At 71.3% G+C, this 25090-nt stretch carries 28 protein-coding genes and 1 pseudogene; 15 read left to right on the forward strand and 14 right to left on the reverse strand.

Annotated features, from left to right (window positions below):
• Positions 1-24: 24 nt before the first annotated feature.
• A complete protein-coding gene (locus tag ABT127_RS03670; protein ID WP_351444271.1) occupies positions 25-378 on the forward strand; it encodes a cytidine deaminase-like protein in 354 nt (117 codons plus the stop codon).
• Positions 379-744: 366 nt separating this feature from the next.
• Positions 745-1101, forward strand: a pseudogene (locus tag ABT127_RS03675) (transglycosylase family protein); the annotation flags it as partial.
• Between the two features lie 32 nt (positions 1102-1133).
• Here ABT127_RS03675 and ABT127_RS03680 read toward each other — a convergent pair.
• Both ABT127_RS03680 and ABT127_RS03685 read right to left on the reverse strand, forming a co-directional pair.
• A complete protein-coding gene (locus tag ABT127_RS03680) occupies positions 1134-1472 on the reverse strand; it encodes a P-II family nitrogen regulator (RefSeq protein ID WP_351444272.1) in 339 nt (112 codons plus the stop codon).
• The gene (locus ABT127_RS03685; RefSeq protein WP_351444273.1) at positions 1469-2782 is read right to left on the reverse strand and encodes an ammonium transporter; all 1314 of its coding nucleotides are present in this window, start codon (positions 2780-2782) and stop codon (positions 1469-1471) included. The genes ABT127_RS03680 and ABT127_RS03685 overlap by 4 nt, the downstream gene beginning before the upstream one ends.
• A gap of 120 nt (positions 2783-2902) precedes the next feature.
• Here ABT127_RS03685 and era point away from each other — a divergent pair, with 120 nt between their 5' ends.
• Positions 2903-3865 (forward strand): GTPase Era, encoded by a 963-nt coding sequence (gene era, locus ABT127_RS03690; protein WP_351444274.1) that lies wholly within the window; start codon positions 2903-2905, stop codon positions 3863-3865.
• A gap of 10 nt (positions 3866-3875) precedes the next feature.
• Here the strand turns inward: era and ABT127_RS03695 are convergent, their stop codons facing one another.
• On the reverse strand, positions 3876-4709 hold the full coding sequence (locus ABT127_RS03695) for a helix-turn-helix transcriptional regulator (RefSeq protein WP_351444275.1): 834 nt from the start codon (positions 4707-4709) through the stop codon (positions 3876-3878).
• A gap of 145 nt (positions 4710-4854) precedes the next feature.
• Between ABT127_RS03695 and ABT127_RS03700 the strand changes: the two genes are divergently transcribed.
• The gene (locus tag ABT127_RS03700) at positions 4855-5709 is read left to right on the forward strand and encodes an NAD-dependent epimerase/dehydratase family protein (RefSeq protein ID WP_351444625.1); all 855 of its coding nucleotides are present in this window, start codon (positions 4855-4857) and stop codon (positions 5707-5709) included.
• A gap of 28 nt (positions 5710-5737) precedes the next feature.
• Here ABT127_RS03700 and ABT127_RS03705 read toward each other — a convergent pair whose 3' ends face one another.
• The 3 genes from ABT127_RS03705 to ABT127_RS03715 all read right to left on the reverse strand — a co-directional run bounded on the left by ABT127_RS03705 (position 5738) and on the right by ABT127_RS03715 (position 8569).
• Positions 5738-7069, reverse strand: coding sequence for a GH1 family beta-glucosidase (locus ABT127_RS03705; protein ID WP_351444276.1), 1332 nt, complete (start codon positions 7067-7069; stop codon positions 5738-5740).
• Between the two features lie 57 nt (positions 7070-7126).
• On the reverse strand, positions 7127-7393 hold the full coding sequence (locus tag ABT127_RS03710) for a protealysin inhibitor emfourin (RefSeq protein ID WP_351444277.1): 267 nt from the start codon (positions 7391-7393) through the stop codon (positions 7127-7129).
• Positions 7394-7474: 81 nt separating this feature from the next.
• A complete protein-coding gene (locus ABT127_RS03715; RefSeq protein ID WP_351444278.1) occupies positions 7475-8569 on the reverse strand; it encodes a M4 family metallopeptidase in 1095 nt (364 codons plus the stop codon).
• A gap of 290 nt (positions 8570-8859) precedes the next feature.
• Between ABT127_RS03715 and leuA the strand changes: the two genes are divergently transcribed.
• From leuA to ABT127_RS03730, 3 genes are all read left to right on the forward strand, one after another.
• A complete protein-coding gene (gene leuA, locus ABT127_RS03720; protein WP_351444279.1) occupies positions 8860-10581 on the forward strand; it encodes a 2-isopropylmalate synthase in 1722 nt (573 codons plus the stop codon).
• 187 nt (positions 10582-10768) lie between these two features.
• Positions 10769-11467 carry a tellurite resistance TerB family protein gene (locus tag ABT127_RS03725; protein ID WP_351444280.1) on the forward strand — a complete coding sequence of 233 codons (699 nt, stop codon included), beginning with the start codon at positions 10769-10771 and terminating at the stop codon, positions 11465-11467.
• A gap of 29 nt (positions 11468-11496) precedes the next feature.
• Entirely contained in the window at positions 11497-12042 is a 546-nt protein-coding gene (locus ABT127_RS03730) for a cysteine hydrolase family protein (RefSeq protein WP_351444281.1), read from the forward strand.
• Here ABT127_RS03730 and ABT127_RS03735 read toward each other — a convergent pair.
• Together ABT127_RS03735 and ABT127_RS03740 are read right to left on the reverse strand one after the other, a co-directional pair.
• Positions 12039-12230 carry a DUF397 domain-containing protein gene (locus ABT127_RS03735; protein WP_351444282.1) on the reverse strand — a complete coding sequence of 64 codons (192 nt, stop codon included), beginning with the start codon at positions 12228-12230 and terminating at the stop codon, positions 12039-12041. The genes ABT127_RS03730 and ABT127_RS03735 overlap by 4 nt on opposite strands.
• Positions 12212-13045, reverse strand: a complete 834-nt coding sequence (locus tag ABT127_RS03740; RefSeq protein ID WP_351444284.1) for a helix-turn-helix domain-containing protein — start codon at positions 13043-13045, stop codon at positions 12212-12214. The genes ABT127_RS03735 and ABT127_RS03740 overlap by 19 nt, the downstream gene beginning before the upstream one ends.
• A 115-nt stretch (positions 13046-13160) precedes the next feature.
• Between ABT127_RS03740 and ABT127_RS03745 the strand changes: the two genes are divergently transcribed.
• On the forward strand, positions 13161-13403 hold the full coding sequence (locus ABT127_RS03745; protein ID WP_351444285.1) for a hypothetical protein: 243 nt from the start codon (positions 13161-13163) through the stop codon (positions 13401-13403).
• Positions 13400-13615, forward strand: coding sequence for a hypothetical protein (locus tag ABT127_RS03750; protein ID WP_111667670.1), 216 nt, complete (start codon positions 13400-13402; stop codon positions 13613-13615). Before ABT127_RS03745 ends, ABT127_RS03750 begins: the two co-directional genes overlap by 4 nt.
• Positions 13616-13741: 126 nt before the next feature.
• Here ABT127_RS03750 and ABT127_RS03755 read toward each other — a convergent pair whose 3' ends face one another.
• The gene (locus ABT127_RS03755; protein WP_351444286.1) at positions 13742-14305 is read right to left on the reverse strand and encodes a cysteine hydrolase family protein; all 564 of its coding nucleotides are present in this window, start codon (positions 14303-14305) and stop codon (positions 13742-13744) included.
• 74 nt (positions 14306-14379) lie between these two features.
• Between ABT127_RS03755 and recO the strand changes: the two genes are divergently transcribed.
• Positions 14380-15129, forward strand: coding sequence for a DNA repair protein RecO (recO, locus tag ABT127_RS03760; protein WP_351444287.1), 750 nt, complete (start codon positions 14380-14382; stop codon positions 15127-15129).
• Between the two features lie 28 nt (positions 15130-15157).
• Complete coding sequence (locus tag ABT127_RS03765; protein ID WP_351444288.1) at positions 15158-15991, forward strand: isoprenyl transferase; 834 nt, start codon at positions 15158-15160, stop codon at positions 15989-15991.
• Positions 15992-16107: 116 nt separating this feature from the next.
• On the opposite strand, the gene ABT127_RS03770 is transcribed toward ABT127_RS03765, so the two are convergent.
• From ABT127_RS03770 to ABT127_RS03785, 4 genes are all read right to left on the reverse strand, one after another.
• The gene (locus ABT127_RS03770) at positions 16108-16518 is read right to left on the reverse strand and encodes a Fur family transcriptional regulator (RefSeq protein WP_351444289.1); all 411 of its coding nucleotides are present in this window, start codon (positions 16516-16518) and stop codon (positions 16108-16110) included.
• A gap of 67 nt (positions 16519-16585) precedes the next feature.
• Positions 16586-17482: a metal ABC transporter permease gene (locus ABT127_RS03775; protein WP_351444290.1), complete on the reverse strand. Its 897-nt coding sequence runs from the start codon at positions 17480-17482 to the stop codon at positions 16586-16588.
• A gap of 1 nt (position 17483) precedes the next feature.
• Complete coding sequence (locus tag ABT127_RS03780; protein ID WP_351444627.1) at positions 17484-18257, reverse strand: metal ABC transporter ATP-binding protein; 774 nt, start codon at positions 18255-18257, stop codon at positions 17484-17486.
• A 35-nt stretch (positions 18258-18292) separates the two neighbouring features.
• The gene (locus tag ABT127_RS03785; protein WP_351444291.1) at positions 18293-19288 is read right to left on the reverse strand and encodes a metal ABC transporter substrate-binding protein; all 996 of its coding nucleotides are present in this window, start codon (positions 19286-19288) and stop codon (positions 18293-18295) included.
• A 188-nt stretch (positions 19289-19476) separates the two neighbouring features.
• Here ABT127_RS03785 and ABT127_RS03790 point away from each other — a divergent pair, with 188 nt between their 5' ends.
• Together ABT127_RS03790 and ABT127_RS03795 are read left to right on the forward strand one after the other, a co-directional pair.
• Positions 19477-20859 (forward strand): glycine--tRNA ligase, encoded by a 1383-nt coding sequence (locus tag ABT127_RS03790; protein ID WP_351444292.1) that lies wholly within the window; start codon positions 19477-19479, stop codon positions 20857-20859.
• Between the two features lie 94 nt (positions 20860-20953).
• Positions 20954-21181 carry a hypothetical protein gene (locus ABT127_RS03795; protein ID WP_502971636.1) on the forward strand — a complete coding sequence of 76 codons (228 nt, stop codon included), beginning with the start codon at positions 20954-20956 and terminating at the stop codon, positions 21179-21181.
• A gap of 20 nt (positions 21182-21201) precedes the next feature.
• On the opposite strand, the gene ABT127_RS03800 is transcribed toward ABT127_RS03795, so the two are convergent.
• Complete coding sequence (locus tag ABT127_RS03800) at positions 21202-22470, reverse strand: M14 family zinc carboxypeptidase (protein ID WP_351444294.1); 1269 nt, start codon at positions 22468-22470, stop codon at positions 21202-21204.
• Positions 22471-22736: 266 nt separating this feature from the next.
• Between ABT127_RS03800 and ABT127_RS03805 the strand changes: the two genes are divergently transcribed.
• Positions 22737-23873, forward strand: a complete 1137-nt coding sequence (locus ABT127_RS03805; RefSeq protein ID WP_351444295.1) for a HesA/MoeB/ThiF family protein — start codon at positions 22737-22739, stop codon at positions 23871-23873.
• Complete coding sequence (locus ABT127_RS03810) at positions 23870-25090, forward strand: hypothetical protein (protein ID WP_351444297.1); 1221 nt, start codon at positions 23870-23872, stop codon at positions 25088-25090. The genes ABT127_RS03805 and ABT127_RS03810 overlap by 4 nt, the downstream gene beginning before the upstream one ends.

The raw sequence follows: 25090 nt of genomic DNA on the forward strand, positions 1-25090 counted from the left end.
GCGCCGCCTCCTTATGCTCACCCCATGACTGACAGCACCGACCTCGGCCCCGAGGACCGCAAGATCGTCACCCTGGCCCGCTCCGCGCGGGCCCGCAACGGCGTGCCCGAGGGTGCCGCCGTGCGCGACGAGACCGGGCGCACCTACGTCGCGGGCACCGTCGCCCTGGACTCCCTGAAGCTGAGCGCGCTGCAAACCGCCGTCGCCATGGCCGTGGCCTCCGGCGCGCAGTCCCTGGAGGCGGCGGCCGTCGTCTCCGCCGCGGACGCCCTGGACGACGCGGACATCGCGGCCGTGCGCGATCTGGGCGGCAGCGGCACGCCGGTGTTCCTCGCGGCGGCCGACGGGACGGTCCGGGCGACCGTCGAGGCCGGCTGACCCGCACGAGGCGTGGGTCACAGGAAAAGCCGCTCGCCCAGTAATAGAGCGGCTTCCGCCTTTCGGGAGTGAAGACGCTCACGTCGGCCGCGGGCCGGGACTTTGGTCCCGGCCCTTTATGTCGCCGCCGGATGCCGCGGAAGGGCCGCGGGGCAAGGGATGGGGGCGGTTCGGCCCCGGGCCTCCGACCCGGTGCGGCGAGGGAGGAAAGAAGGACCAAAGTCCCGCCGACGGGACCTTCGCCTCATGGGGCAAACCCGGACACGCCGGTCATGGTGGAGCTGTTGCCCGACGCCGATGCGTTTCGCAGCTCCCGTACCTGGGAAGCGCCGGGCGGTCCCCGACCCCGAACAAAGGTTTTTCTACGTGTTCTCCCTTGCCCGCAAGACCTCGTCCCGTGTCCGTGCCCTCGCCGTCGGCACCGCCCTCGTCGGCGCCTCCGGCGCCATGGTGATCGCCGGCACCGGCTCCGCCTCCGCGGCGACGTCGGCCGGCTCCTGGGACGCCGTCGCGCAGTGCGAGTCCGGCGGCAACTGGTCCGCCAACACCGGCAACGGCTTCTCCGGCGGTCTGCAGTTCACCCCGTCCACCTGGGCCGCCTACGGCGGTACCCAGTACGCCGCCAACGCCCACCAGGCGTCCAAGGCCGAGCAGATCACCGTCGCCCAGAAGGTCCTCGCCGACCAGGGCGCCAACGCCTGGCCGCACTGCGGCGTCAGCCTGTAAGCAAGGCGTCAGCCTGTAAGCAGCACGTCTCAGACGGCGTCGGGGCCCCGTTCGCCCGTCCGCACCCGCACCACGGTGTCGACGGGCACGGCCCAGACCTTGCCGTCGCCGATCTTCCCCGTCCGGGCGGCCCGCACGATGGCATCCATCGCGGGCTCCGCGTCCTCGTCCGCGACGACGACCTCGATCCGCACCTTCGGGACCAGATCGACCTGGTACTCGGCGCCCCGGTACACCTCCGTGTGCCCGCGCTGCCGCCCGTAGCCACTGGCCTCGGTCACCGTCAGACCCAGCACACCCATCTCTTGCAGCGCCGTCTTGACCTCGTCGAGGCGGTACGGCTTGACGACCGCGGTGATCAGCTTCATGGCGCGACCTTTCGGGCAGCGGGAGCATGGGCGGGGTGCGTGGAGGCACTGAGGACGCCGTGATCGTACGCACTCTCCGCGTGCGTCGTCTGATCGAGTCCCGTCAGCTCCGCCTCGGCCTCCGCACGGAAGCCGAGCAGCCGGTCGACAGCCTTCCCGATCCCGTAGGTGACGAGGAAGGTGTACGCGGCCACGACCAGCACGGCGAGCGCCTGCTTGCCCAGCTGGCCGAACCCGCCGCCGTAGAACAGGCCCTCCTTCGCCGCCGAGCCGGTCATCGCCGACGTCGCGAACAGGCCGATCAGCAGCGTGCCCACCACACCGCCGACGAAGTGCACGCCCACCACGTCCAGCGAGTCGTCGTAGGAGAACCGGAACTTCCAGGCCACCGCGTAGGAGCAGACGACTCCCGCCGCGAGGCCGACCACGGCCGCGCCCGGCACGCCGACCACCCCGCACGCGGGCGTGATCGCGACGAGCCCGGCCACCGCGCCCGAGGCCGCGCCGAACGTCGTCGGGTGCCCGTCCCGCTTCTGCTCCACGAAGAGCCAGCCCAGCAGGCCCGTGCAGCCCGCGATCAGGGTGTTGAAGAGGGAGGCCGCGGCGATCCCGTTCGCGCCGAGCGCCGAACCGCCGTTGAAGCCGAGCCAGCCGAACCAGAGCAGCCCCGCGCCCATGATCACCATCGGCAGGTTGTGCGGGCGCATGGCGTCCTTCTTGAACCCGATGCGCGGGCCGAGGACGAGACACAGCGCGAGCCCCGAGGCGCCCGAGGCGATCTCGACGACCAGGCCGCCCGCGAAGTCGAGGGTGCCGAGCCGGTTCGCGATCCAGCCGTCCGGGCCCCAGACCCAGTGCGCGACGGGGACGTATACGAGCAGCGCCCACACCGGTACGAAGACCAGCCACGCCCCGAACCGGGTACGGTCCGCGACCGCCCCGCTGATCAGCGCCGCCGTGATGATCGCGAAGGTCAGCTGGAAGGTGGTGAAGAGGAAGGTGGGGACCGTGCCGGTGACCGAGTCCGGGCCGATGCCCGCCATCCCGGCGTGCGACAGATCACCGATCAGCCCGCCGAACGCGTCGTCGCCGAAGGCGAGCGAGTAGCCCGCCACCAGCCACACCACCGTCACGAGGGCGATCGACACGAAGCTCATCATCAGCATGTTGAGGACGGACTTCGTGCGGACCATGCCGCCGTAGAACAGGGCGAGGCCCGGTGTCATCAGCAGGACGAGGGCGGTGGCGGCGAGCAGCCAGGCGGTGTCACCGGAGTCGAGGGCGGGTGCGGCCAGTGTCGTCGCGGTCATGCGGGCCAGCGTCACGGGCCCGCGTTTCCGATTCCCTACCCCGGCGTTTCCGCAGTGTTTCGTGTTGCCGAGGGGTTACCGGAAGCTCACTGTGCTGCGGCCCCCCGGACATCAGGGAGAATGGGCGCCATGAGCGCTCGTACCCAGCAGTCCCAGCCCTCCGGGGAAGCCGTCCACCGCGCAGGTTTCGCCTGCTTCGTCGGCCGCCCCAACGCGGGCAAGTCCACCCTCACGAACGCTCTGGTCGGCAAGAAGGTGGCGATCACCGCCGACCAGCCGCAGACCACGCGGCACACCGTGCGCGGCATCGTGCACCGCGACGACGCGCAGCTGATCCTGGTGGACACCCCCGGACTGCACAAGCCGCGCACCCTGCTCGGCGAGCGGCTCAACGACGTGGTGCGCACCACGTGGGCCGAGGTCGACGTCATCGGCTTCTGCCTCCCTGCGAACGAGAAGCTGGGCCCCGGCGACCGCTTCATCGCCAAGGAACTCGCGTCCATCAAGAAGACGCCGAAGATCGCGATCGTCACCAAGACCGACCTCGTCGACAGCAAGCAGCTCGCCGAGCAGCTCATCGCCATCGACCAGCTCGGCAAGGAGCTCGGCTTCGAGTGGGCCGAGATCATCCCGGTCTCCGCCGTCGGCGACAAGCAGGTCGGCCTCCTCGCCGACCTGATCGTGCCCCTGCTGCCCGAGGGCCCCGCGCTCTACCCCGAGGGCGACCTCACCGACGAGCCCGAGCAGGTCATGGTCGCCGAGCTGATCCGCGAGGCCGCGCTCGAAGGCGTCCGCGACGAGCTGCCGCACTCCATCGCCGTCGTCGTCGAGGAGATGCTGCCGCGCGAGGACCGGCCCGCCGACAAGCCGCTTCTCGACATCCACGCCTTCGTCTACATCGAGCGGCCCAGCCAGAAGGGCATCATCATCGGCCCCAAGGGCAAGCGCCTGAAGGACGTCGGCATCAAGTCCCGCAAGCAGATCGAGGCGCTGCTCGGCACGCCCGTCTACCTCGACCTGCACGTCAAGGTCGCCAAGGACTGGCAGCGCGACCCGCGCCAGCTCCGCAAGCTCGGCTTCTGACCGCGGTTCCCTAGCGGCTGCTGGGGCTCAGATCCTGGAGCCCTATCACCCGCAGCAGCTCCAGACGCTCGTACGTGTCCGTGCCCGGCCGCGCCGAGTGCACCACGAGCTGCTGGCCGTGCCCGTCGCTGAGCAGCACCTCGCAGTCCAGGTCGAGCACGCCGACCACCGGATGCAGGAAGCGCTTCGGGGACGGGCGGCGCACCACGACCTCGTGGGACCGCCACAGCTCCTCGAACTCGCCCGACGCGGCCCGCAGTTCGGCCACCAGCGCGGCGGGCCCCGGGTCGTCGGGGCGGGCCGCGGTGACCGCGCGCAGACTCGCCACGTGGGCGCGGCCGTGCTTCTCGTGGTTCTCCGGCGGGAACATCGCCCGCGTCTCCGGCTGCGCGAACCAGCGGCGGATCAGGTTCACCCCGGTCAGATCGCCGCTCAGCGCGATCGACATCGTGTTCTGCGCCAGGCTCTCGCCCCAGTCGCTGAGCACCGCGGCCGGCAGGTCGTACAGCCGGTCCAGGATCATCAGCAGCCCCGGGCGGACATGGCCGGACGAGGTGCCGGGCCGGGGCGGTTCCTGACCCGCCAGATGGAACAGGTGGTCGCGCTCGGCGTCGCTCAGCCGCAGCGCGCGGGCCAGCGCGCCCAGCATCTGCCGCGAGGGGTGCGAGCCGCGGCGCTGCTCCAGGCGCGTGTAGTAGTCCGTGGACATCCCGGCGAGCTGCGCCACCTCCTCGCGGCGCAGTCCCGGGGTGCGCCGCCGCGCGCCCTCGGCCAGGCCCACGTCGGAGGGGCTGAGGCGGGTGCGGGCGCGGCGCAGGAAGTCGGCGAGTTCGGCTCGGTTCACCTCTCCAGCATCGCGCGGGCCCGCGCACCTATCCAGTGCTCATCCAGGGAGTGCCGCTCCCTGGACAACCGCGTCTCTCCCGCCGGACGCGCGGGCCGCGCAGGCTTCGGTCATGGCCTTGTACGACGAGATCGAGGAGGCGGCCATGCTGACGTTGGTGACCGGAGCGACGGGACAGGTCGGACGGCGGTTCGTGCCGCGGCTGCTCACAAGTGCTCCGCAGGGCGACCGGGTGCGGGTGCTGGTGCGGGACGAGGCGCGCGGGGAGCGGTTCGCGGAGCTGGGCGCCGAGGTGGTGGTCGGCGATCTGCGGGACGCCGGAGTCCTCGGCAGGGCGACGGCCGGGGTGGACGCGGTGGTGAACGTCGCGGCGGCGTTCCGCGGGGTGCCGGACGAGGAGGCGCGGGCCGTGAACCGGGACGCGGCGATCGAGCTGGGGCGGGCCGCGGTGGCCTCCGGCGTGCGGCGGTTCGTGCAGGTCAGCACCGGGATCGTGTACGGGGTCGGGCGGGGCAGGCCGCTCGTCGAGACGGACGAGACGGTGCCGGGCGGGCATCTGTGGGGCGTCTACCCCGAGTCGAAGTGGGAGGCCGAGCGGGCGCTGGGCGCCATGGAGGGCCTCGACGACCTGCGGATCGCACGGCTGCCGTTCGTGTACGGGGACGGCGACCCGCACCTCGACACCGCGATCGAGTGGGCGCCGGCCTGGCCCGCGATGCAGCGGCTGCACATGGGGCACCACGCCGACGTGGCGCAGGGCCTGCGGCGGCTGCTGTACGCGGAGGGGGCCTCCGGCGTCTACAACATCGCGGACGACGCCCCCGTGACGACGGTGGACATCCTTCAGCTCGGCGGGGTCGACGTCCCGTCGGAGTCCTACGAGAAGGACATCCCGGACCCCTGGCACGCGGTGCTCTCGACGACCCGGATCCGCCACGAACTGGGCTACCGCCCGATCTTCCCCTCGGTCTGGACCGCCCGCGACGCGGGCGCGCTGTGAACAGCCCTGGCGGCCGGGGCGACGAGCGTCAGCCCCGCTGGGCCCGCAATTGGGCCCGGAGCCAGGCGTACGACGTCTTCGGGGTGCGGCGCTGGGTGGCGTAGTCGACGTGGACGAGACCGAACCGCTTCGTGAAGCCCTCGGCCCACTCGAAGTTGTCCATCAGGGACCAGACGAAGTAGCCGCGCACATCGACACCGGCCCCGATCGCCCGGTGCAGCGCCCGCAGGTGCCCGTCGAGGAAGGCGACGCGTTCCCGGTCGTCGACACCGTCGTACGCGCAGCCGTTCTCGGTGACGACGAGCGGCGGCAGCCGGTCGCCGTAGCGCTCGCGCAGCCCGGTGAGCAGCTCGGCGAAGGCGTCGGGCACCACCGGCCAGTCGAAGTCCGTGCGCGGATACCCCTTGATCTCCCGTACGGAGAAGGGGAGTTCGGCGGGCAGGGTGAGCCCGGAGAACGCGACATCGGCCGTGCCGGGCGCGCCCACCTCGGTCGGCTGGTAGTAGTTCACCCCGTACCAGTCGAGCGTGCCCTCGGAGATCGTCCGCAGGTCGCCCGCCACGTCGCCGCCCGGCATCGCCTCGGCGAACCCGTCCGGGTAGCGGCCGAGGATCAGCGGATCGGAGAACAGCCGGTTCAGGAGGATGTCGTACAGCTCGGCCGCCTCGGTGTCGGCCGGGTCGGCGGACGCCGGCCAGGTCGGGCCGTGCGAGTTGGCGATGCCGATGCTCGTGGCGCCCGCCTCGCGCAGCACCCGGGCGGCGAGCCCGTGCGCGAGGAGCTGGTGGTGGGCCACCGGCAGCGCGTCGAAGAGCAGCTTGTGCCCGGGCGCGTGCTGACCCAGCGCGTGGCCGAGCAGGGTGTGCTCCGCGGGCTCGTTGAGGGTGATCCACCGGTCCACCCGGTCGCCGAGCCGCGCCGCGACCGTCGCCGTGTACGCGGCGAACCGCTCCGCCGTGGACCTGGACAGCCAGCCGCCCGCCTCCTCGACCTCCAGCGGGGTGTCCCAGTGGAAGAGGGTCGGCACGGGCCGGATGCCCTGGGCGCACAGCTCGTCGACGAGCCGGTCGTAGAAGTCGAGGCCGCCGGGGGACAGCACCCGCGGCCAGGAGACCGAGAAGCGGTACGCGTCCACGCCCAGGTCGCGGATCAGCCCCACGTCCTCGCGGTAGCGGTCCACGTGGTCGCAGGCCGTCTCCGCCGTCGTACCGTCCCGCACCCGGCCCGGCTCGGCGGTGAAGGCGTCCCACACCGACGGGCCGCGCCGGTCGAGGGCGCCCTCGATCTGGTGGGCGGAGGTGGCGACGCCCCACAGGAAGCCGGGCGGGAACGGGGGGAGCGGGTCCGGGTCAGCTGCCATGGGCGCGATCATCCGTACCGGTGGGTACGAAGTCAACGCCCATGACAGCGGCGGCTGTTACGCCCCTTCTTTGAGGACGCGCGAGATCAGTTTCCGCTGTTCCTCGGTGAGCCGGGGGTCCGCGCAGTACACGGTCCGGCCGTCCACGGTGATGGTGTAGCTGAACCCGTCCGGCACTCCCACGGGCCGTGTGTCCCGGCCTGCGGCCATCGCTTTCTGGGCCAGGGCGTGCCACTCGTGGGAGTCGGCGCGGCCCGCGGTGTCGATCTCGGCGTGCCGGTCGATGCCGGCGAATCCGCCGGTGCGCGCGACATGGATACGCATGTCCCCTGTCTACTCCTCTCCGCGCCCCGACGGGTAGTCCTTCGTCCGCCGGGCCGCAGGCGAGCGACAACCCTGCCGGCGCTACTGCGCGGGCACCCCGACCTGTTCCCAGCACTTCAGTACGGCCTGGTACTCCTCGGCCGCGCCGTAGCGGTCCTTCGCCGCCTTCACCGTGGCGCGGGCGAAGTCGGCGAACTTGCTGTCCGGCTTCAGCAGGCCGCCGGTGAGGGTGTCGAACCAGATCTGCCCGGCCCGCTCCCAGGCGTGCCCGCCGAGCGCGTCGGCCAGGAGGTAGAAGGCGTGGTTGGGGATGCCGGAGTTGATGTGCACCCCGCCGTTGTCCTGGCTGGTCCTCACGAAGTGGTCCATGTCGGCGGGCTGCGGGTCCTTGCCGAGGACGTCGTCGTCGTAGGCCGTGCCCGGCGCCTTCATGGAGCGCAGGGCCACGCCGGTGACGCGCGGCGCGAGCAGCCCGGCGCCGATCAGCCAGTCGGCCTCGGCGGCGGTCTGGCCGAGCGAGTACTGCTTGATGAGCGAGCCGAAGACGTCGGAGACCGATTCGTTGAGCGCGCCCGACTGGTCGTAGTAGGCCAGGTTCGCCGTGTACTGGGTGACGCCGTGGGTCAGCTCGTGGCCGATGACGTCGACGGGGAGCGTGAAGTCGAGGAAGATCTCGCCGTCACCGTCGCCGAACACCATCTGCTCGCCGTTCCAGAACGCGTTGTTGTAGTCCTCGTCGTAGTGGACCGTCGCGTTCAGCGGCAGGCCGCTGCCGTCGATCGAGTGGCGGGAGAACTTCTCCAGGTACAGCTCGAAGGTCGCGCCCAGACCCGCGTACGCGCGGTTGACGGTCGCGTCCCGGCCCGGCTCGTCTCCCTCGCCGCGCGCCTTGTGGCCCGGCAGTGTCGTGGTGTGGCGGGTGTCGTAGATGGTCCGGTGCGGCGACTGCTCCGCTCCGGCGTCGGCGTACGAGGGGGCGGCGGCGCGGGCGCCGATGACGGTGGTCATCCGGCGGCGGGTGCGCTCCAGGGAGTCGCGCTCCAGGGACCTGCGGGCCCGGGAGGCGATGGCGGGGTCCCCGGACCGGGCGGCCTTGTCGAGGATGTGCGGCGGCACGATGGTGCAGAACACGGGCTCGAACCCCGTCGGGTTCCCCGTGGTGGGGTTGGCGGTCATGCGACGCAATGTGGCACTGGGTCATGCCGCTGTCACTACCTGGAGCCATGATTAGTGAAATAGAGGGATCGATCACCTCTTACCCGTTACCTTCACGCGGTCCCGCATACTGATACGGGTTCTCGCGTCCGGCGCGACTCGACTAAGGTGCGGTGCATCATGCGTTTCGGGCTGCTTCTCCTTAGCTGCCGCGGCGAGGGCCTGTAGTCGAGGCCGACCCCCTCCCCGCGGAGTTTGGCGTTGCGCCGTCGGCCGACTGAACCGGCCACCTCTGAGGAGCCCCACGCATCATGCCGAATCACCAGCAGCCGAGCAGCATGCCGATCCGCAAGTACGGCCAGTACGACCAGGTGGACATCCCCGACCGCACCTGGCCCGACCAGCGGATCACGAAGGCCCCCCGCTGGCTCTCCACGGACCTGCGCGACGGCAACCAGGCACTGATCGACCCGATGTCGCCCGAGCGCAAGCGCCGGATGTTCGACCAGCTGGTCAAGATGGGCTACAAGGAGATCGAGGTCGGTTTCCCGGCCTCCGGGCAGACCGACTTCGACTTCGTACGTTCGATCATCGAAGAGCCGGGCGCCATCCCGGACGACGTGACGATCTCCGTACTGACCCAGGCCCGCGAGGACCTGATCGAGCGCACGGTGGAGTCCCTGAAGGGCGCCAAGCGCGCCACGGTCCACCTGTACAACGCCACGGCCCCCGTCTTCCGCCGCGTGGTCTTCCGCGGCTCGAAGGACGACATCAAGCAGATCGCCGTCGACGGCACCCGCCTGGTGATGGAGTACGCGGAGAAGCTGCTGGGCCCCGAGACGGTCTTCGGCTACCAGTACAGCCCCGAGATCTTCACCGACACCGAGCTGGACTTCGCCCTGGAGGTCTGCGAGGCCGTCATGGACGTCTACCAGCCGGGTCCGGGCCGCGAGATCATCCTCAACCTGCCCGCCACGGTGGAGCGTTCGACGCCGTCCACGCACGCGGACCGCTTCGAGTGGATGAGCCGCAACCTCTCCCGCCGTGAGTACGTGTGCCTGTCGATCCACCCGCACAACGACCGCGGCACCGCCGTCGCCGCCGCCGAGCTGGGCGTCATGGCCGGCGGCGACCGCGTCGAGGGCTGCCTGTTCGGCCAGGGCGAGCGCACCGGCAACGTCGACCTGGTCACCCTGGGCATGAACCTGTTCTCCCAGGGCGTCGACCCGCAGATCGACTTCTCCGACATCGACGAGATCCGTCGCACGTGGGAGTACTGCAACCAGATGGAGGTCCACCCGCGCCACCCGTACGTGGGCGACCTGGTCTACACGTCCTTCTCCGGCTCCCACCAGGACGCCATCAAGAAGGGCTTCGACGCGATGGAGGCCGACGCGAAGGCCAAGGGCGTCACCGTCGACGACATCGAGTGGGCCGTCCCGTACCTGCCGATCGACCCCAAGGACGTCGGCCGCTCCTACGAGGCCGTGATCCGGGTCAACTCGCAGTCCGGCAAGGGCGGCATCGCCTACGTCCTGAAGAACGACCACAAGCTGGACCTGCCGCGCCGCATGCAGGTCGAGTTCTCGAAGGTCATCCAGACGAAGACGGACGCCGAGGGCGGCGAGGTCACGCCGAAGGACATCTGGAACGTCTTCCAGGACGAGTACCTGCCGAACCCCACCAACCCGTGGGGCCGCATCCAGGTCAAGGCCGGCCAGACCACGACCGACACCGACGGCGTCGACACGCTGACCGTCGAGGCCGAGGTCGACGGCGTCGAGCAGGTCCTGGTCGGCACCGGCAACGGTCCGATCTCCGCGTTCTTCCACGCCCTCCAGGGCATCGACGTCGACGCGCGGCTGCTGGACTACCAGGAGCACACGATGAGCGAGGGCGCCTCCGCCGTCGCCGCCTCGTACATCGAGGTCGCCATCGGCGACAAGGTTCTGTGGGGGATCGGCATCGACGCGAATACGACACGTGCGTCGCTGAAGGCCGTCGTCTCCGCCGTCAACCGCGCGACCCGCTGAGGCAGTTGAGCTGGACTTTCCCGGCCCCGTACACCTGTTCGTGGTGTACGGGGCCGGGGCGCATCTCGGCCATGGTCACAAGATCTCCGTGACCTCGGCGTGACCAAGGTGCTGACGCCGCCTCACCAATGTGGCTAACATCACGCCAACGCCGCGATGTTGCGGCGCCGTTACGGAGGTGTGCGACGTGCTGCCGAACAGGGAACTGGGGCGACGGACCGGGATCTCGCGGGTCCTGGGCGTGCACACCACATGGACCACCGTGGGCGACGGGGAGTTCTTCTGCCCGGGCTGCGGCGGTGACCGCAACTACCAGCGGCGCACGGGCCGCCGCCGCTTCCTCGTGCTCGGCGTGCCGGTGCTGCCGCGCGGCGAGACCGGGCCCGTGGTGGAGTGCGCGGCGTGCCAGGAGCGGTTCGGCACCGACGCCCTCGACCACCCGACCACGCACCGCTTCTCCGCGATGCTGCGCGACGCCGTGCACACCGTCGTCCTCGCCGTCCTCGCCGCGGGCGGGGCCGGGGCCCGTACGTCCCTGGAGTGCGCCGTGGGCGTCCTGCGGGGCACCGGGTTCGAGGATGCCTCCGAGGAGCGCCTCGCGGCCCTCGTGGAGGCGCTGGTGACCGACGCCGGGCGGATGCCGGAGCACGCGGGGCCCGGCGCCTCCCTCGCCATCGAGCTGCACGAGGCCCTCGACCCGCTGGCACCGCATCTCGCTCCGGCCGGGCGGGAATCGATTCTTCTCCAGGGCGCCCGCATCGCCCTGGCCGACGGCCCGTACTCCTCCGCCGAGCGCGATGTCCTCGGCACGGTGGGCGCGGCGCTCACGATGTGCTCGGACGAGGTGGGGCAGCTCCTGGTGGCCGCCGCCCGCACCCCCAGCTGAGGGCTTGCGGCGGCCCATAGGGTGACCGCATGTCCCACGCCCCCGCGCTCCTCGTCATCGACATGCAGAACGCCCTGCTGCCGGTCATGCACCGGCCCGCCGCCACCGTCGCCGCCATCGCGGGGCTGTGCACCCGGGCGCGGGCGGCCGGGGTTCCCGTCGTCACCGTCCAGCACCACGGCGGCGGCCTCGAACCCGGTACGGAGGGCTGGCGCGTCGTCCCCGAGCTCGATCCCGCGCCGGGCGAGCCGCTGGTGGCCAAGACCACGGCGGACGCCTTCCTGGGCACGGACCTCGACGCGGTGCTGGGCTCGCTCGGCGTCACCGAGGTCCTGATCACCGGCTTCGCCACCGAGAACTGCGTGGAGACCACCGCCCGGCAGGCGCTGAGCCGGGGTTTCGACCTCGTCCTCGTCGCGGACGGGCACACGACGTCGGTCCGCGACGAGGGAACCGATTTCGTCCCGGCGGACCAGGCCGTCGCGCATCACAACGAGATCTACCGGCACATCGACTTCCCCGACCGCCGGGTACGGGTGCTTCCGGCGGACCGGGTGGACTTCGGCCCGGCCTAGACGCCCCGCCTGACGAACGCCTGCCAGGCCGCGGCGCCGATGACGATGACGTCGCCGCCGGTCACCTTGGAGTCCCGGACGGGGACGATGCCGGGAAATCCGTCGGCGACCTCGACGCAGTTTCCGCCTTCGCCGTTGCTGTAAGTGCTCTTGCGCCAGCGGGCGTTGCTCAGGTCGTACTCGCGCATCGTCTGTAGTCCTCCGCCGCCGAGACGATCAGGGCCAGGGACGCCTCCGGCGACAGCGCGGCGACCCTGAGCAGATCGTATGCGCGTTGGGCCCGCTTCACCACGGCCGGATCGTCGATGAGCGTTCCCGAAAACGATGTCTCTGTATAGGCGACGAGTGGTGCGTCCTCGAACTCCATGATGCGGAGATCACCGGCCATCGAGGCGTACGCCCCGGTGGCGTACGGCAACACCGTCACCCACACCGTACGGGCCCGCATCAGCCCGGCGATGTGCTCCAACTGCCCCGCCATGGCAGCCGGTCCGCCCACCGGAGCACGCAGCACGTTCTCGTGCAGGGTCACCCAGTACTCGGGCCGTGTAGCGTCCCCGAGGATCTGGGCCCGCTCACGCCGGGCGGTGACCTTCTCGTCGACGTACTCGTCCGTGACGAACGGGTTCGCCGCGATCGTGACGGCCCGGGCGTACGCGGCCGTCTGCAACAGCCCCGGCACCACCGTCGGCGCGAACTCGCAGATCCGCGTCGCCAGCCGCTCCAGCTCGACCACCTCCGCGAAGTAATCCGCGTACCGGTGGTCGTCGATCAGGCTGCGCCACATCCGCTCGAAAATACCGTCGGATTGCAGTACCTCGTCGATCCTCTGGGCTACATCCAACTGCGGCTTGCGAATTGCCTGTTCGAATTGGCCGATGTAACCGCCGGAGACGAAAACCCTTATGCCCAGCTCTACTTGAGTGAGCCCGGCGTCCTCTCTCCGGCGCTTCAGTTCCTGCCCGAAGAACTCCCAGGCCGCCTGCCGCGAACCATTGGCCACTGCCAACCCCCCAGCTCTGCCCCGCACTTGTAGTGAACAGACCCCTCCCCACTGTAGATCCGAAGCGTCACCGTCGAGGTACGAAGCGTGAAATCGAAGCAGGCAGGGGAGCCACGTGACGGGACGAACGAACCACGCCGCGCTGTGTGTGGAGGATGCGGAGGAAACGGTGAACGGATTGCGATCGGCGCTCGCGACAGCGGGAATTGTGCTGCCCTCGCTCGGGCTCGACCCGGGGTCAATCGCGCGAACTGCCCCGTGTCCCCTGGTGGAATTGGGGCGTTGTTCGGTTGACGCGGCGGCGCGCCTGGCCGCCGTGCTCAGGTCAGCCCCGGACGACAGGAGCACCACCGCATGAAACCCCCGATCGGTTCCTACGCCGTCGACACGAGCACGGGTCAGGTCGGCATGGTGATGGGACACGAGGGGCCGTACGTGCAGTTGCGGCCGTTCGGGGGCGGCCGGGAGTGGGACTGCCCGCCGGACGTGGTGCGGGAAGCGACGACGACGGAGCGGCTGAGCGCCGCGACGGCGTACGCGAACCGCAGGAGCCGGGGCGAGGTGCCCTGACGGGCCAGGCATGCGAGCCCGGTCGGCGGGCACCCGGAGGGTGCGCGGCCCCTGCGCCCCCCGTCGGGCCGCGCAAGGTGGTGGGGCGGGCGGCGGCCTGGCAGGGGTGCCGCCCGCCCATTCCCGTCACACCGGCGCGACGGCCTTCAGCCAGCCGGCCACGGTGACGACCTCCGCCCACTGCGGGAACAGCCTCTCGACGAGGAACCGGTGCACCTCCGGGTCGGTGTCGAGGCAGCCGTCCGCCAGGACCGTGAGTCCGAAGTCGAGATCGACGGCGCTCCACAGCGTGGACATCACCACGGCGCTGGTGGCGATACCCGCGAGCACGAGCCTGTCGATGTCGCGGGACCTGAGGACGAGGTCGAGGTCGCTGCCCGAGAACGCGCTCCCGCGCCGCTTGGTGACCACGACATCGCCGTCCCGGGGCGCGATGGCGGGGTGGATGTCACTACCGGGGACGCCCTCGGTGAACAGCCCGGCGCGCAGAACGTTTCCCATCACCTTGTTGCGAGGGCTGACCAGCGGGTCGCCCGGCCGCAGCCCGAGCACGACGTAGATCACGGGAATGCCCGCGGCCCGGGCGCCGTCGATCGCCGAGCGCAGGCGTGGCAGATAGCCCGAACCGTCATCGGCGAGGGCCACGACGTCCCGTTGGACGTCCATCACCAGAAGTGCGCTGCCCGCCATCTCGCCACCTCGTCTCCGTCGGGAACCCCGGCCAGTCTCACAGGACGGGGTGGGGGTGGGGGAGAATGGGTGGCATGAGTCTGTTCCGCGACGACGGCATCGTGCTGCGCACCCAGAAGCTGGGTGAAGCGGACCGCATCATCACGCTGCTCACCCGCGGGCACGGGCGGGTGCGTGCCGTGGCCCGGGGAGTCCGGCGCACCAAGTCGAAGTTCGGGGCGCGGCTCGAACCCTTCTCCCACGTCGACGTGCAGTTCTTCGCGCGCGGCAGCGAGCTGATCGGGCGCGGGCTGCCGCTGTGCACGCAGAGCGAGACGATCGCGCCGTACGGCGGCGGGATCGTCATGGACTACGCCCGCTACACGGCCGGCACGGCGATGCTGGAGACGGCGGAACGGTTCACCGACCACGAGGGCGAGCCGGCCGTCCAGCAGTACCTGCTCCTCGTCGGCGCCCTGCGCACCCTGTCGCGCGGCGAGCACGAGCCGCACCTCATCCTCGACGCCTTCCTGCTGCGCTCCCTCGCGGTCAACGGCTACGCGCCCACCTTCGGCGACTGCGCGAAGTGCGGAATGCCCGGTCCCAACCGTTTCTTCTCCGTCGGCGCGGGCGGCTCGGTTTGCGTCGACTGCCGGGTACCGGGCAGCGTCGTACCCTCACCGCAGGCCCTCGTCCTGCTCGGTGCGCTGCTCACCGGAGACTGGGAGACGGCGGACACGTGCGAGGCGCGGTTCGCGCGGGAGGGCAGCGGCCTGGTGTCGGCGTACCTGCACTGGCACCTGGAGCGCGGACTGCGCTCGCTGCGCTACGTAGAGAAAAGCTAGAGCTGAGCTAGGGGAGAGGCCCACCACCATGGCACGTCGCGGAATTCTCGGCCGGTCGTCACGACGCGAGTACGTCGTACCGCAACAGCACCCGTCGGGCGCGCGGCCACCGAAGATCCCCGGCGAGCTGGTCCCCGAGCACGTCGCCATCGTGATGGACGGCAACGGCCGCTGGGCCAAGGAGCGCGGGCTGCCGCGCACCGAGGGCCACAAGGTCGGCGCCGAGCGGGTCCTCGACGTCCTCCAGGGCGCGATCGAGATGGGCGTCGGCGCCATCTCCCTCTACGCGTTCTCGACCGAGAACTGGAAGCGGTCCCCGGACGAGGTGAAGTTCCTCATGAACTTCAACCGCGACTTCATCCGCAAGACCCGCGACCAGCTCGACGAACTCGGCGTGCGGGTGCGGTGGGTGGGGCGGATGCCCAAGCTGTGGAAGTCGGTCGCCAAGGAGCTGGAGATCTCCCAGGAGCAGACCAAGGACAACGACAAGCTGACCCTGTACTTCTGCATGAACTACGGCGGCCGCGCCGAGATCGCCGACGCCGCGCAGGCGCTCGCCGAGGACGTGAAGGCCGGCCGGCTCGACCCGTCCAAGGTGAGCGAGAAGACGTTCGCGAAGTACCTGTACTACGCGGACATGCCGGACGTCGACCTGTTCCTGCGCCCCAGCGGCGAGCAGCGCACGTCCAACTACCTCCTGTGGCAGAGCGCCTACGCCGAGATGGTCTTCCAGGACGTCCTGTGGCCGGACTTCGACCGCCGCGACCTGTGGCGCGCGTGCGTGGAGTACGCGTCCCGTGACCGCCGCTTCGGCGGCGCCACGCCCAACGAGGTCCTGCTCCAGTTGGAGGCCAAGGGCTAGTCGTTCGGCTGCGGCTCTCGTCGTGGCTTCTCGCGCAGTTCCCCGCGCCCCTGAAACGAGCTTCGCTCGCCAAGGGGCGCGGGGAACTGCGCGAGAAGCGGCCACCGGGCCGCAGGCTAGGACGAGACCCCTGCGGAGCACTCCGCGCAGGTGCCGAAGATCTCCACCGTGTGCGCCACGTTCACGTACCCGTGCTCGGCGGCGATCGCCTCCGCCCACTTCTCCACCGCGGGGCCCTCGACCTCCACGGCCTTGCCGCAGACCCGGCAGACCAGGTGGTGATGGTGGTCACCCGAGGAGCAGCGCCGGTACACGGCCTCGCCCTCCGAGGTGCGCAGCACGTCGACCTCGCCGGCGTCGGCGAGGGACTGGAGCGTGCGGTAGACCGTGGTCAGGCCCACCGAGTCGCCCTTGTGTTTGAGTACGTCATGCAGTTCCTGGGCGCTGCGGAACTCGTCCACCTCGTCGAGCGCCGCCGCAACTGCCGCGCGCTGGCGGGTCGACCTGCCTCGAACCGGGGCTGCCACGGGTTCCTCCTCACCTGCCTGCCACCTGCGTACCGCCGCCATTGTGCCAGGCGGCGCCGTGGCCGGGTCAGCCATGAAGGGAAGGAGCCGGGCCCTGCTGCTCCGGGATCGGGCACGCGGCCGGGTCGGCGGACGCGGGAGACGCGGCCTTCGCGCGGCGCCGGGCGAGCGGAGTGGCCAGCAGGGTCAGCACGATGAAGACGGCGATCGTCAGGAGCACGATCGTCGCGCCGGGCGGCACGTCCTGGTAGTACGAGGTGACGGTGCCGCTCAGGGTCACCACGACACCGATCGCCACCGCGCCGGCGAACGTCGCCCGGAAGCTGCGGGTCAGCTGCTGCGCCGCCGCGACCGGCACCACCATCAGGGCCGACACCAGAAGCAGGCCCACGACCCGCATGGCGACCGTCACCGTGACCGCGGCGGTGACCGCGATCAGCAGGTTCAGGGCGCGCACCGGCAGCCCCGTGACCCGCGCGAACTCCTCGTCCTGGCTGACGGCGAAGAGCTGCCGCCGCAGCCCGACCGTCACCAGCACCACGAACGCGGCGAGCCAGCAGATCGCCGTGATGTCGGCCGGGGAGACCGTCGCCAGCGAGCCGAAGAGGTACGAGCTGAGGTTGGCGGTCGAGCCGCCCGGCGACAGGTTGATCAGCATGACGCCGCCCGCCATGCCGCCGTAGAACAGCATGGCGAGCGCGATGTCGCCGCGCGTCTTGCCGTACCAGCGGATCAGCTCCATGATCAGCGCGCCGACCACGGAGACCGCCATGGCCATCCACACGGGCGACGTGGACAGCAGGAAGCCGAGGCCGACACCGGTCATCGCGACGTGCCCGATGCCGTCGCCCATCAGGGCCTGGCGGCGCTGGACGAGGTAGATGCCGATGGCGGGCGCCGTGATGCCGATGAGGACGGCGGCCAGCAGCGCCCGCTGCATGAAGGCGAAGTCGAGGAATTCCATGTCAGCTCAGCAGTCCGGTGCGTACGGGCTCCGCCTCGGCGGAGTGCGGGTGGACGTGGTCGTGGCCGGGCAGCGCGTGCTGGCCGACGGCCTTCGGGGGCGGCCCGTCGTGCAGCACGCAGCCGTCGCGCAGCACCACGGCCCGGTCGATCAGCGGCTCCAGCGGGCCGAGTTCGTGCAGGACGAGCAGGACGGTGGTGCCCGCCGCGACCTGCTCGCGCAGCGTCGCGGCCAGCACCTCCTGGCTGGCCAGGTCGACGCCCGCCATCGGCTCGTCCATGATCAGCAGCTCGGGCTGCGCGGCCAGTGCGCGGGCGATGAGCACGCGCTGGTGCTGGCCGCCGGACAGCGCGTCGACGGAGTCCCTGGCCCGGTCGGCCATGCCCACCGACTCCAGGGCGCGGGTCACCGCGTCCCGGTCGGCCCGGCGCAGGATGCCGAACCGGGCCCGGGACAGCCGCCCCGAGGAGACGACCTCGGTCACCGTCGCGGGCACACCGCCCGCGGCCGTCGTGCGCTGGGGAACGTAACCCACGCGTGCCCAGTCCCTGAAGCGGCCGCGGGCCGTGCCGAACAGCTCGATCCCGCCGCCGGTGACCGGCACCTGGCCGATGATGCTGCGCACCGCGGTCGACTTGCCCGAGCCGTTCGCGCCGAGCAGGGCGACGACCTCGCCGCGGCGGACGGTGAGGTCGATGCCGCGCAGGACGGGACGCGAGCCCAGCTCGGCCGTCACCTTGCGCATGGTGATCACGGGTTCGGTGTTCTGCGCCATGTCCGCGCCGCCCTCCGGGTCGCCTGCTGGGTACGTCACTTGGTGCCGAGCGCCTTCTGGAGCGCGGCCAGGTTCGACTCCATGACCGCGAGGTAGTCGTCACCCCGGGACTTGTCGGTGATGCCCTCGATCGGGTCGAGGACGGCCGTCTTCAGTCCGGTGTCACCCGCGAGGGTCTTCGCCGTCCTGTCGCTGACGAGCGTCTCGTAGAAGACGGTGGTGACGCCGTCGGCCTTCGCCATCTTCTGGAGGTCCTTGACGCGGGCGGCGCTGGGCTCGCTCTCCGGGTCGAGGCCGCTGATGGCCTCCTCGGTGAGGCCGTAGCGCTCGGCGAGGTAGCCGAAGGCCGCGTGCGTGGTGATGAAGACCTTGCTGTCCGTGTTCTTCAGGCCGTCCGCGTACTTCTTGTTCAGCCCGTCGAGCTTGCCGACCAGGGCCGCGGTGTTCTTCTTGTACGCGGCCGCGTGGTCCGGGTCGGCCTTCTCCAGGGCCTTGCCGACGCCCTCGGCGACCTCGGCGTACTTCACCGGGTCGAGCCAGATGTGCGGGTCTGTGCCCTCTTCGCCCCCTTCGGAGCCGTGGTCGTGGTCGTGCTCGTCCGCGTGCCCGCCGACCTCGCTGCCGTGCTTCTCCAGGTCGGTCAGTGAGGCGGCGTCGACCTTCGTGCCGATGCCGGACTGGCTGATCGCCTCGTCGACGGAGGGCTGGAGGCCCTTGAGGTAGACGGCGACGTCGGCCTCCTCGAGCTGGCCGCGCTGCTTGGCGCTGACCTCCAGGTCGTGCGGCTCCTGGCCGGGCTCGGTCAGATTGGTGACGGCGACGTGGTCGCCACCGATCTGCTCCGCGAGGTACTGCATCGGATAGAACGACGCGACGACGTCCAGCTTGCCGTCCTTTCCGCCGCTCTTGCCGTCCGCCGCCGTCGAGGACGAGCAGGCGGAGAGCAGGGCGATGCCGAGCGCCGTGGTGCCGGCGACGGCGGTGGTGGATATGAGGCGGCGGCGGGGACGCGGAGAGCGGCGTACGTTCATGACAGTCATTTTCAACAAAAGTGGAAACGATTGTCAACAAGCTCTTCGCGAGACCTTCGTCCCGCTCGGTCCCGCTCTGTGACCAGGAACCGATTTGGTTCGGGAGGCGGCCCCGCCGGTAACCTGAGGCATTCGCTCCCGGAGCGCGTATCCAGCGCGCTCACCGTCGTCGTAATGAAGAGAGCACCGTGGCCGCCGACAAGATCGAAACCATCGTCAGCCTCAGCAAGCGCCGTGGCTTCGTCTACCCCTGCAGCGAGATCTACGGCGGCCAGAAGGCCGCCTGGGACTACGGTCCGCTGGGTGTGGAGCTGAAGGAGAACCTCAAGCGCCAGTGGTGGCGCTACATGGTCACCGCGCGCGAGGACGTCGTCGGTATCGACTCCTCCGTGATCCTGGCGACCGAGGTATGGCAGGCGTCGGGCCACGTCGCCACGTTCTCCGACCCGCTGACCGAGTGCACCGCGTGTCACAAGCGTTACCGCGCGGACCACCTGGAAGAGGCGTACGAGGAGAAGAAGGGCCGTCTCCCCGAGAACGGCCTGGCGGACATCAACTGCCCCAACTGCGGCACCAAGGGCGCCTTCACCGAGCCCAAGCAGTTCTCCGGCCTGCTCGCCACGCACCTCGGCCCGACGCAGGACAGCGGCTCGATCGCCTACCTGCGCCCCGAGACCGCCCAGGGCATCTTCACCAACTTCTCGCAGGTGCAGACGACTTCGCGCCGCAAGCCGCCGTTCGGCATCGCCCAGATGGGCAAGTCGTTCCGCAACGAGATCACGCCCGGCAACTTCATCTTCCGCACCCGTGAGTTCGAGCAGATGGAGATGGAATTCTTCGTCAAGCCGGGCGAGGACGAGAAGTGGCAGGAGTACTGGATGGAGCAGCGCTGGAACTGGTACACCGGTCTCGGCCTGCGCGAGGAGAACATGCGGTGGTTCGAGCACCCGAAGGAGAAGCTCTCCCACTACTCGAAGCGCACCGCTGACATCGAGTACCGCTTCCGCTTCGGCGGCAGCGAGTGGGGCGAGCTGGAGGGCGTCGCCAACCGCACGGACTACGACCTGTCCGCGCACGCCAAGGCCTCCGGCCAGGACCTCTCCTACTTCGACCAGGAGAAGGGCGAGCGCTACACGCCGTACGTCATCGAGCCCGCGGCCGGTGTCGGCCGCACGATGCTGGCGTTCATGCTCGACTCCTACTTCGAGGACGAGGCGCCCAACGCCAAGGGCAAGATGGAGAAGCGCACGGTCATGCGCTTCGACCACCGCATCGCCCCGGTGAAGGTCGCGGTGCTCCCGCTCTCCCGCAACCCCGAGCTGTCCCCGAAGGCGAAGGGTCTGGCCGCCGCGCTGCGCCAGAACTGGAACATCGACTTCGACGACGCCGGTGCCATCGGCCGCCGCTACCGCCGCCAGGACGAGATCGGCACGCCGTTCTGCGTCACGGTCGACTTCGACACCCTCGAGGACAACGCGGTGACGGTGCGCGAGCGCGACACCATGAAGCAGGAGCGCGTCTCCCTCGACCAGATCGAGGGCTACCTGGCCGCCCGCCTGGTCGGCTGCTGATCGCGCCCCGCGCCTGAAGCATCCGAAAAGCCCCGGCCCGCCGTTTCGGCGGTGGGCCGGGGCTTTTTGCTGCACACTGCGGCGTGTGTCTGACATGACAAGCAGCAAGGTCAGCCGCTGGGACCAGCACGGGCGCGGACATGTCGTGCGGGTCGAGAAGGCGGGTATGCAGCGACAGTTGACGTGCGATACGTGCGGCTGGCGGCGAACGGCGCAGTTCCTGCCGTGGCTCAAGGCCGAGGAGCATCTGGAACAGGCGCACCAGGCGACGGTGGATCCGGGTTCCGGCGACGACAGGGACGGACGGGGCGCCAGGACGTGAACCGGGCGGCCGGACAGGCCCTAACCGGCCTCCCCGAGCGCGCACTCGGCCGCCGCCACCACCGTGTCGACCTGATGGGCGACCTGCCGCCCGACCGGCACCCGGCGCAGGCGCAGCGCCTTCTCGAACTCGGCGCACCACGTGCCGAAGAGCTGCTCGAGCTCCGTGTGCAGCGCCGGAGCCGCCGGATCGTGCGACGCGTCGAGGAGCCGCAGCAGCAGGCCGGCCGCGCGCAGCGGCTGCCGGCGGGCCGCGATCTCCAGTGCGGTGAGCTGCGCCGTCGGCAGCGGAGCGGCCCGGCGGATCAGCGGCTCCCAGGAGGCGGCCACCAGGTCGAAGAGATCCTCGGCCATCCAGTCCAGGACGCGGCGCGGTGCGCTGTCGGCGGCGGACGGCAGGAACGCGGCGGCCTTGTCGAGCACCGAGGTCACCTGGGCGCCACCGTCCAGCACCAGCCGGGACAGCTCGCGCAGAGCGTTCCCGGTGCCGGGGTGCAGGGCCGGGTCCGCGGCCGACTCCGCCGCCCAGACGGGGACTTCGACGATGGCCGTGACCCCGCCGTAGGCCTGCGGGGCGCACCATGTCGTCGGCCCGATGTCGTCCGTGCCCTGCGGAAGCCGGCCCTCGGCGTCGCGCGCGGGCAGGACGAAGACGCCGGGACCGGGGCTGTCCCAGTTCGGCGCGTCGTAGGTGCCGTGCTGGAGGGGGATCGCGCAGCGCTCCGCGCTGGCCGCGAACGGGGCTGTCAGACCCGGCAGTTCACGGGTCAGCTGCACCCAGCTGCCGCCCGCGTCGGTGCCGTGCAGCGAGCACTGGAGCACCGGCCGCACCTCGTCGATGAGCCGGAACAGGACGCGGGTCTCCGGCAGCGGCCCCCCGGCGATCGGCGCCCACTCGGGCTGGTGCGCGGCGACCGGACGGAACGCGGTGCGGTAGTAACCGGCGAGGGTGTCGTCGGGGGCGGGCCCGCTCAGCGCGGCGCCGTCCGGATCGAGGCACAGGACGATGTCCCAGGTGACCCGGGCGGGATCGGTGGCCGGCGCGTACCGCCCGTCGTCGCCCGCCACCCGCCGGGCGAGGGCCAGCGCGCTCGCCCCGCCGACCGGCTCGTCGGGATGCGGTCCCGCGACGACGAGGACGTGCCGTGGACCGTGCCCCACCGACAGCAGCAGGATCGGCCGCCCGGCACGCGAGAGCCCGATCCGGCGCAGTCGGCAGCTCCGGGGATGCCGGGCGGCCAGCCGCCGGGCCGATCCGACGACCTCGGCGGCTGTGGGACAGCGGTCCACGTCCGGATCAGGATCCGCCGTTGCCACCGCTCTCGCCGGTGGTCTCCTTCTTGTCCAGCGGACGGATCCTGATCCGGGTCGCCGGCTTCGTCTGGTGCGTCATGCCCTGTCCTTCCTGTGGGGGGACCTGTGGGGGTGGTCCTCGGGTGGTCAGTTCACGGACGTGCTCTTGCCAGAGTTCGCGCCGAGGGTCACGGTTGTCAATCATCGTTGGCCCTGGGCCTGTTGGGACTCCCGAGATTGGCGCGAAGATGACGGTGCGAGCGATGCGGCGGCCCCGGATCAAGCCCGAGCACCGGGCCTACCGGACCGCGGACGGCAACATCAGGATCGGCAGCGTGGTGCACGGCATCGGCGCCGAGGTCGCCGACCCCGAAGGCTGGCTGTGGACGCTGGTGGAGTCGATGGACGGCACCCGCGACGCCGCCGCCGTCGTCGCCGAGGTGACCCGGCACCACCCCGGACGGCCGCTGCCGGACGCGGAGATCGTCCAGGCGATGACCGACCTGGCCGCGGCCGGGTTCGTCGAGGACGCCGGCGCCGAGCCGCCGGCCGGGCTGTCCGCGCCGGAGCAGGAGCGCTACAGCCGGGGCATGACCCTGCTGCGCTGGATGGACCTCACCCCGCGCGCCAGCGCCTGGGAGCCGCAGGAGCGGCTGCGCCGGGCCCGGGTCCTGCTGCTCGGCGTCGGCGGCACCGGCGGGGCCGCCGCGCGCGACCTGGTCGCCTCCGGGGTGGGCGCCCTGCACTGCGTCGACCCGGACGTCGTCGAACTGTCCAACCTCAACCGGCAGACCCTGTACCGCGAGGCGGACCTCGGCGCGCCCAAGACCGACGCTGCCCTGCGCGCCCTGCGGGCCCTGAATCCGGCGGTCCGCCTCACGGGCGAGCGGACCGAGGTGCGCGGGCCCGACGACCTGTACGCCCTGCTCGGCGGCGGCCCGTCGGCGTACGACGTGCTGCTGCTCGCCGCCGACCGGCCCCCGGCGATCCGCCGCTGGGCCAACGAGGTCTGCCTCGCCACGGGCACGCCCTGGGCCGAGGCCGGGTACCGGGGGCCCTTGGTCGCCGTGGGCGTCTTCGTGCCCGGCGGGGGACCGTGCTGGCAGTGCCTGCGCGATGCCGAGGTCGAACGCCGGGACCTGCGGCTCGCCCCCGGCCAGGACGAGGACATCGCCTCGCCCCGCATGCCGTGGAATCCGGCCAACGCCGTCACCGCGAGCCTGTCCGGCAGCCTTCTCGCGCAGGCCGCCGTCACGCTGCTGTGCGGCATCCCGCCGGTCGACCCCGGCTTCCGCCACGGCCTCAACCTCATGGTCCCCGGAGATCCCGTCCTCCAGCGCAGCGCACCCCGCCCCGGCTGTCCCGCCTGTGGCACCCCGGAGCAGGCGGACCGCCCGTGACGGACGCGGCCGGCCTGCCCCGCGTCACGCCCACGACCCATGTGGTCCTGCACGACCTCGCGGTGCGGCGCGACCGGGACGACTGGATCGTGGGCCGGATGGCCACCCGTACCTTCGTCGCCCTGCCGTACGCCGGAGCGCGGGCCGTCCAACTCCTGGGCGAGGGAAGGACGGTGGCCCGCACCGCCGAGATGCTGCGCGCCGAGACGGGCGAGGAGTTCGGGATCACCGAGTTCGTCGAGGACCTCGCCGGCCTCGGCTTCGTCGCCCGGATCGGCGCACGCCCCGTACCGGACACCGCACCGCCGCCCGCGTCGCTGCCCCGGCTGCGTCCGCGCCATGTCCGGTTCGCCCTGCACCCGTTGCTGCCCGTGCTCGTCGCGGCGCTGCTCGCCGCGGCCCTCGTCGCCCTGGTCCGCGACCCCGGACTGCTGCCCGGCTACCGCGACCTGCTGTGGAGCAGGCACGGCAGCCTGGTCCTGCTCAGCGGGGCGGCGGCCGGCTGGGTGCTGGTCCTCGCCCATGAGCTGGCCCACCTGGTGACGGCCCGTGCCGCGGGCGTGCCCGGGCGCATCCGGCTCGGCACCCGGCTTCAGTTCCTCGTGATGCAGACCGACATCAGCGGCATCGAACTGGCCCCGCGCCGCCACCGGATGACCGCCTACCTGGCGGGCATCGCCCTCAACCTGTCCGTCGCGTCCTGCCTGCTGCTGGTCCTCGCCGCAACGGACCCCGGACCGGCGGGCGGGACCCGCTCACTCCTGGCGGCCGGGCTGCTGCTCGCCCTGCTGCCGCTGCCCTTCCAGCTCATGGTGTTCACCCGCACCGACCTGTACTTCGTCCTCCAGGACCTCACCGGCTGCCGGAACCTGTACGGGGACGGGCTCGCGTACGCCCGGTACGCGGCCCGGCGCGTGACGCGCCGCGCGGGACCCGATCCGAGCCGCGACCTGCCCGCGCACGAGCGCCGGGCGGTACGCGGCTACAGCGCGGTCCTCGTCGTCGGGACCGCGCTGTGCCTCGCGTTCATGGCCTGTGTGACCCTGCCCGCCGACGTGACCCTGCTGGTCCGCGCGGCGCGCGGCCTCGGCCCCGGGCACGGCCTCGCGGGCAACGCGGACGCGGCGACGGTGCTGCTCGTCCTCGGCTCGGTCAACGTCCTGTGGGCGGTGACCTGGTGGCGGGGGAGGAAGGCCCGCCGCGCCGCAAGGAGGTAG

The sequence above is a fragment of the Streptomyces sp. NPDC001904 genome, assembly GCF_040297005.1.
Lineage (GTDB): Bacteria > Actinomycetota > Actinomycetes > Streptomycetales > Streptomycetaceae > Streptomyces.

What these genes read in the sequence shown, in the direction of transcription:
- ABT127_RS03785 (WP_351444291.1), bottom strand. Translation starts at nt 19,288, where the DNA reads ATGAACGTACGCCGCTCTCCGCGTCCCCGCCGCCGCCTCATATCCACC.
- ABT127_RS03750 (WP_111667670.1), top strand. Translation starts at nt 13,400, where the DNA reads ATGAAACCCCCGATCGGTTCCTACGCCGTCGACACGAGCACGGGTCAG.
- ABT127_RS03805 (WP_351444295.1), top strand. Translation starts at nt 22,737, where the DNA reads ATGCGGCGGCCCCGGATCAAGCCCGAGCACCGGGCCTACCGGACCGCG.
- ABT127_RS03700 (WP_351444625.1), top strand. Translation starts at nt 4,855, where the DNA reads ATGCTGACGTTGGTGACCGGAGCGACGGGACAGGTCGGACGGCGGTTC.
- ABT127_RS03715 (WP_351444278.1), bottom strand. Translation starts at nt 8,569, where the DNA reads ATGACCGCCAACCCCACCACGGGGAACCCGACGGGGTTCGAGCCCGTG.
- era (WP_351444274.1), top strand. Translation starts at nt 2,903, where the DNA reads ATGGGCGCCATGAGCGCTCGTACCCAGCAGTCCCAGCCCTCCGGGGAA.
- ABT127_RS03685 (WP_351444273.1), bottom strand. Translation starts at nt 2,782, where the DNA reads ATGACCGCGACGACACTGGCCGCACCCGCCCTCGACTCCGGTGACACC.
- leuA (WP_351444279.1), top strand. Translation starts at nt 8,860, where the DNA reads ATGCCGAATCACCAGCAGCCGAGCAGCATGCCGATCCGCAAGTACGGC.
- recO (WP_351444287.1), top strand. Translation starts at nt 14,380, where the DNA reads ATGAGTCTGTTCCGCGACGACGGCATCGTGCTGCGCACCCAGAAGCTG.
- ABT127_RS03780 (WP_351444627.1), bottom strand. Translation starts at nt 18,257, where the DNA reads ATGGCGCAGAACACCGAACCCGTGATCACCATGCGCAAGGTGACGGCC.
- ABT127_RS03775 (WP_351444290.1), bottom strand. Translation starts at nt 17,482, where the DNA reads ATGGAATTCCTCGACTTCGCCTTCATGCAGCGGGCGCTGCTGGCCGCC.
- ABT127_RS03795 (WP_502971636.1), top strand. Translation starts at nt 20,954, where the DNA reads ATGACAAGCAGCAAGGTCAGCCGCTGGGACCAGCACGGGCGCGGACAT.
- ABT127_RS03765 (WP_351444288.1), top strand. Translation starts at nt 15,158, where the DNA reads ATGGCACGTCGCGGAATTCTCGGCCGGTCGTCACGACGCGAGTACGTC.
- ABT127_RS03710 (WP_351444277.1), bottom strand. Translation starts at nt 7,393, where the DNA reads ATGCGTATCCATGTCGCGCGCACCGGCGGATTCGCCGGCATCGACCGG.
- ABT127_RS03680 (WP_351444272.1), bottom strand. Translation starts at nt 1,472, where the DNA reads ATGAAGCTGATCACCGCGGTCGTCAAGCCGTACCGCCTCGACGAGGTC.
- ABT127_RS03735 (WP_351444282.1), bottom strand. Translation starts at nt 12,230, where the DNA reads ATGCGCGAGTACGACCTGAGCAACGCCCGCTGGCGCAAGAGCACTTAC.
- ABT127_RS03670 (WP_351444271.1), top strand. Translation starts at nt 25, where the DNA reads ATGACTGACAGCACCGACCTCGGCCCCGAGGACCGCAAGATCGTCACC.
- ABT127_RS03730 (WP_351444281.1), top strand. Translation starts at nt 11,497, where the DNA reads ATGTCCCACGCCCCCGCGCTCCTCGTCATCGACATGCAGAACGCCCTG.
- ABT127_RS03755 (WP_351444286.1), bottom strand. Translation starts at nt 14,305, where the DNA reads ATGGCGGGCAGCGCACTTCTGGTGATGGACGTCCAACGGGACGTCGTG.
- ABT127_RS03705 (WP_351444276.1), bottom strand. Translation starts at nt 7,069, where the DNA reads ATGGCAGCTGACCCGGACCCGCTCCCCCCGTTCCCGCCCGGCTTCCTG.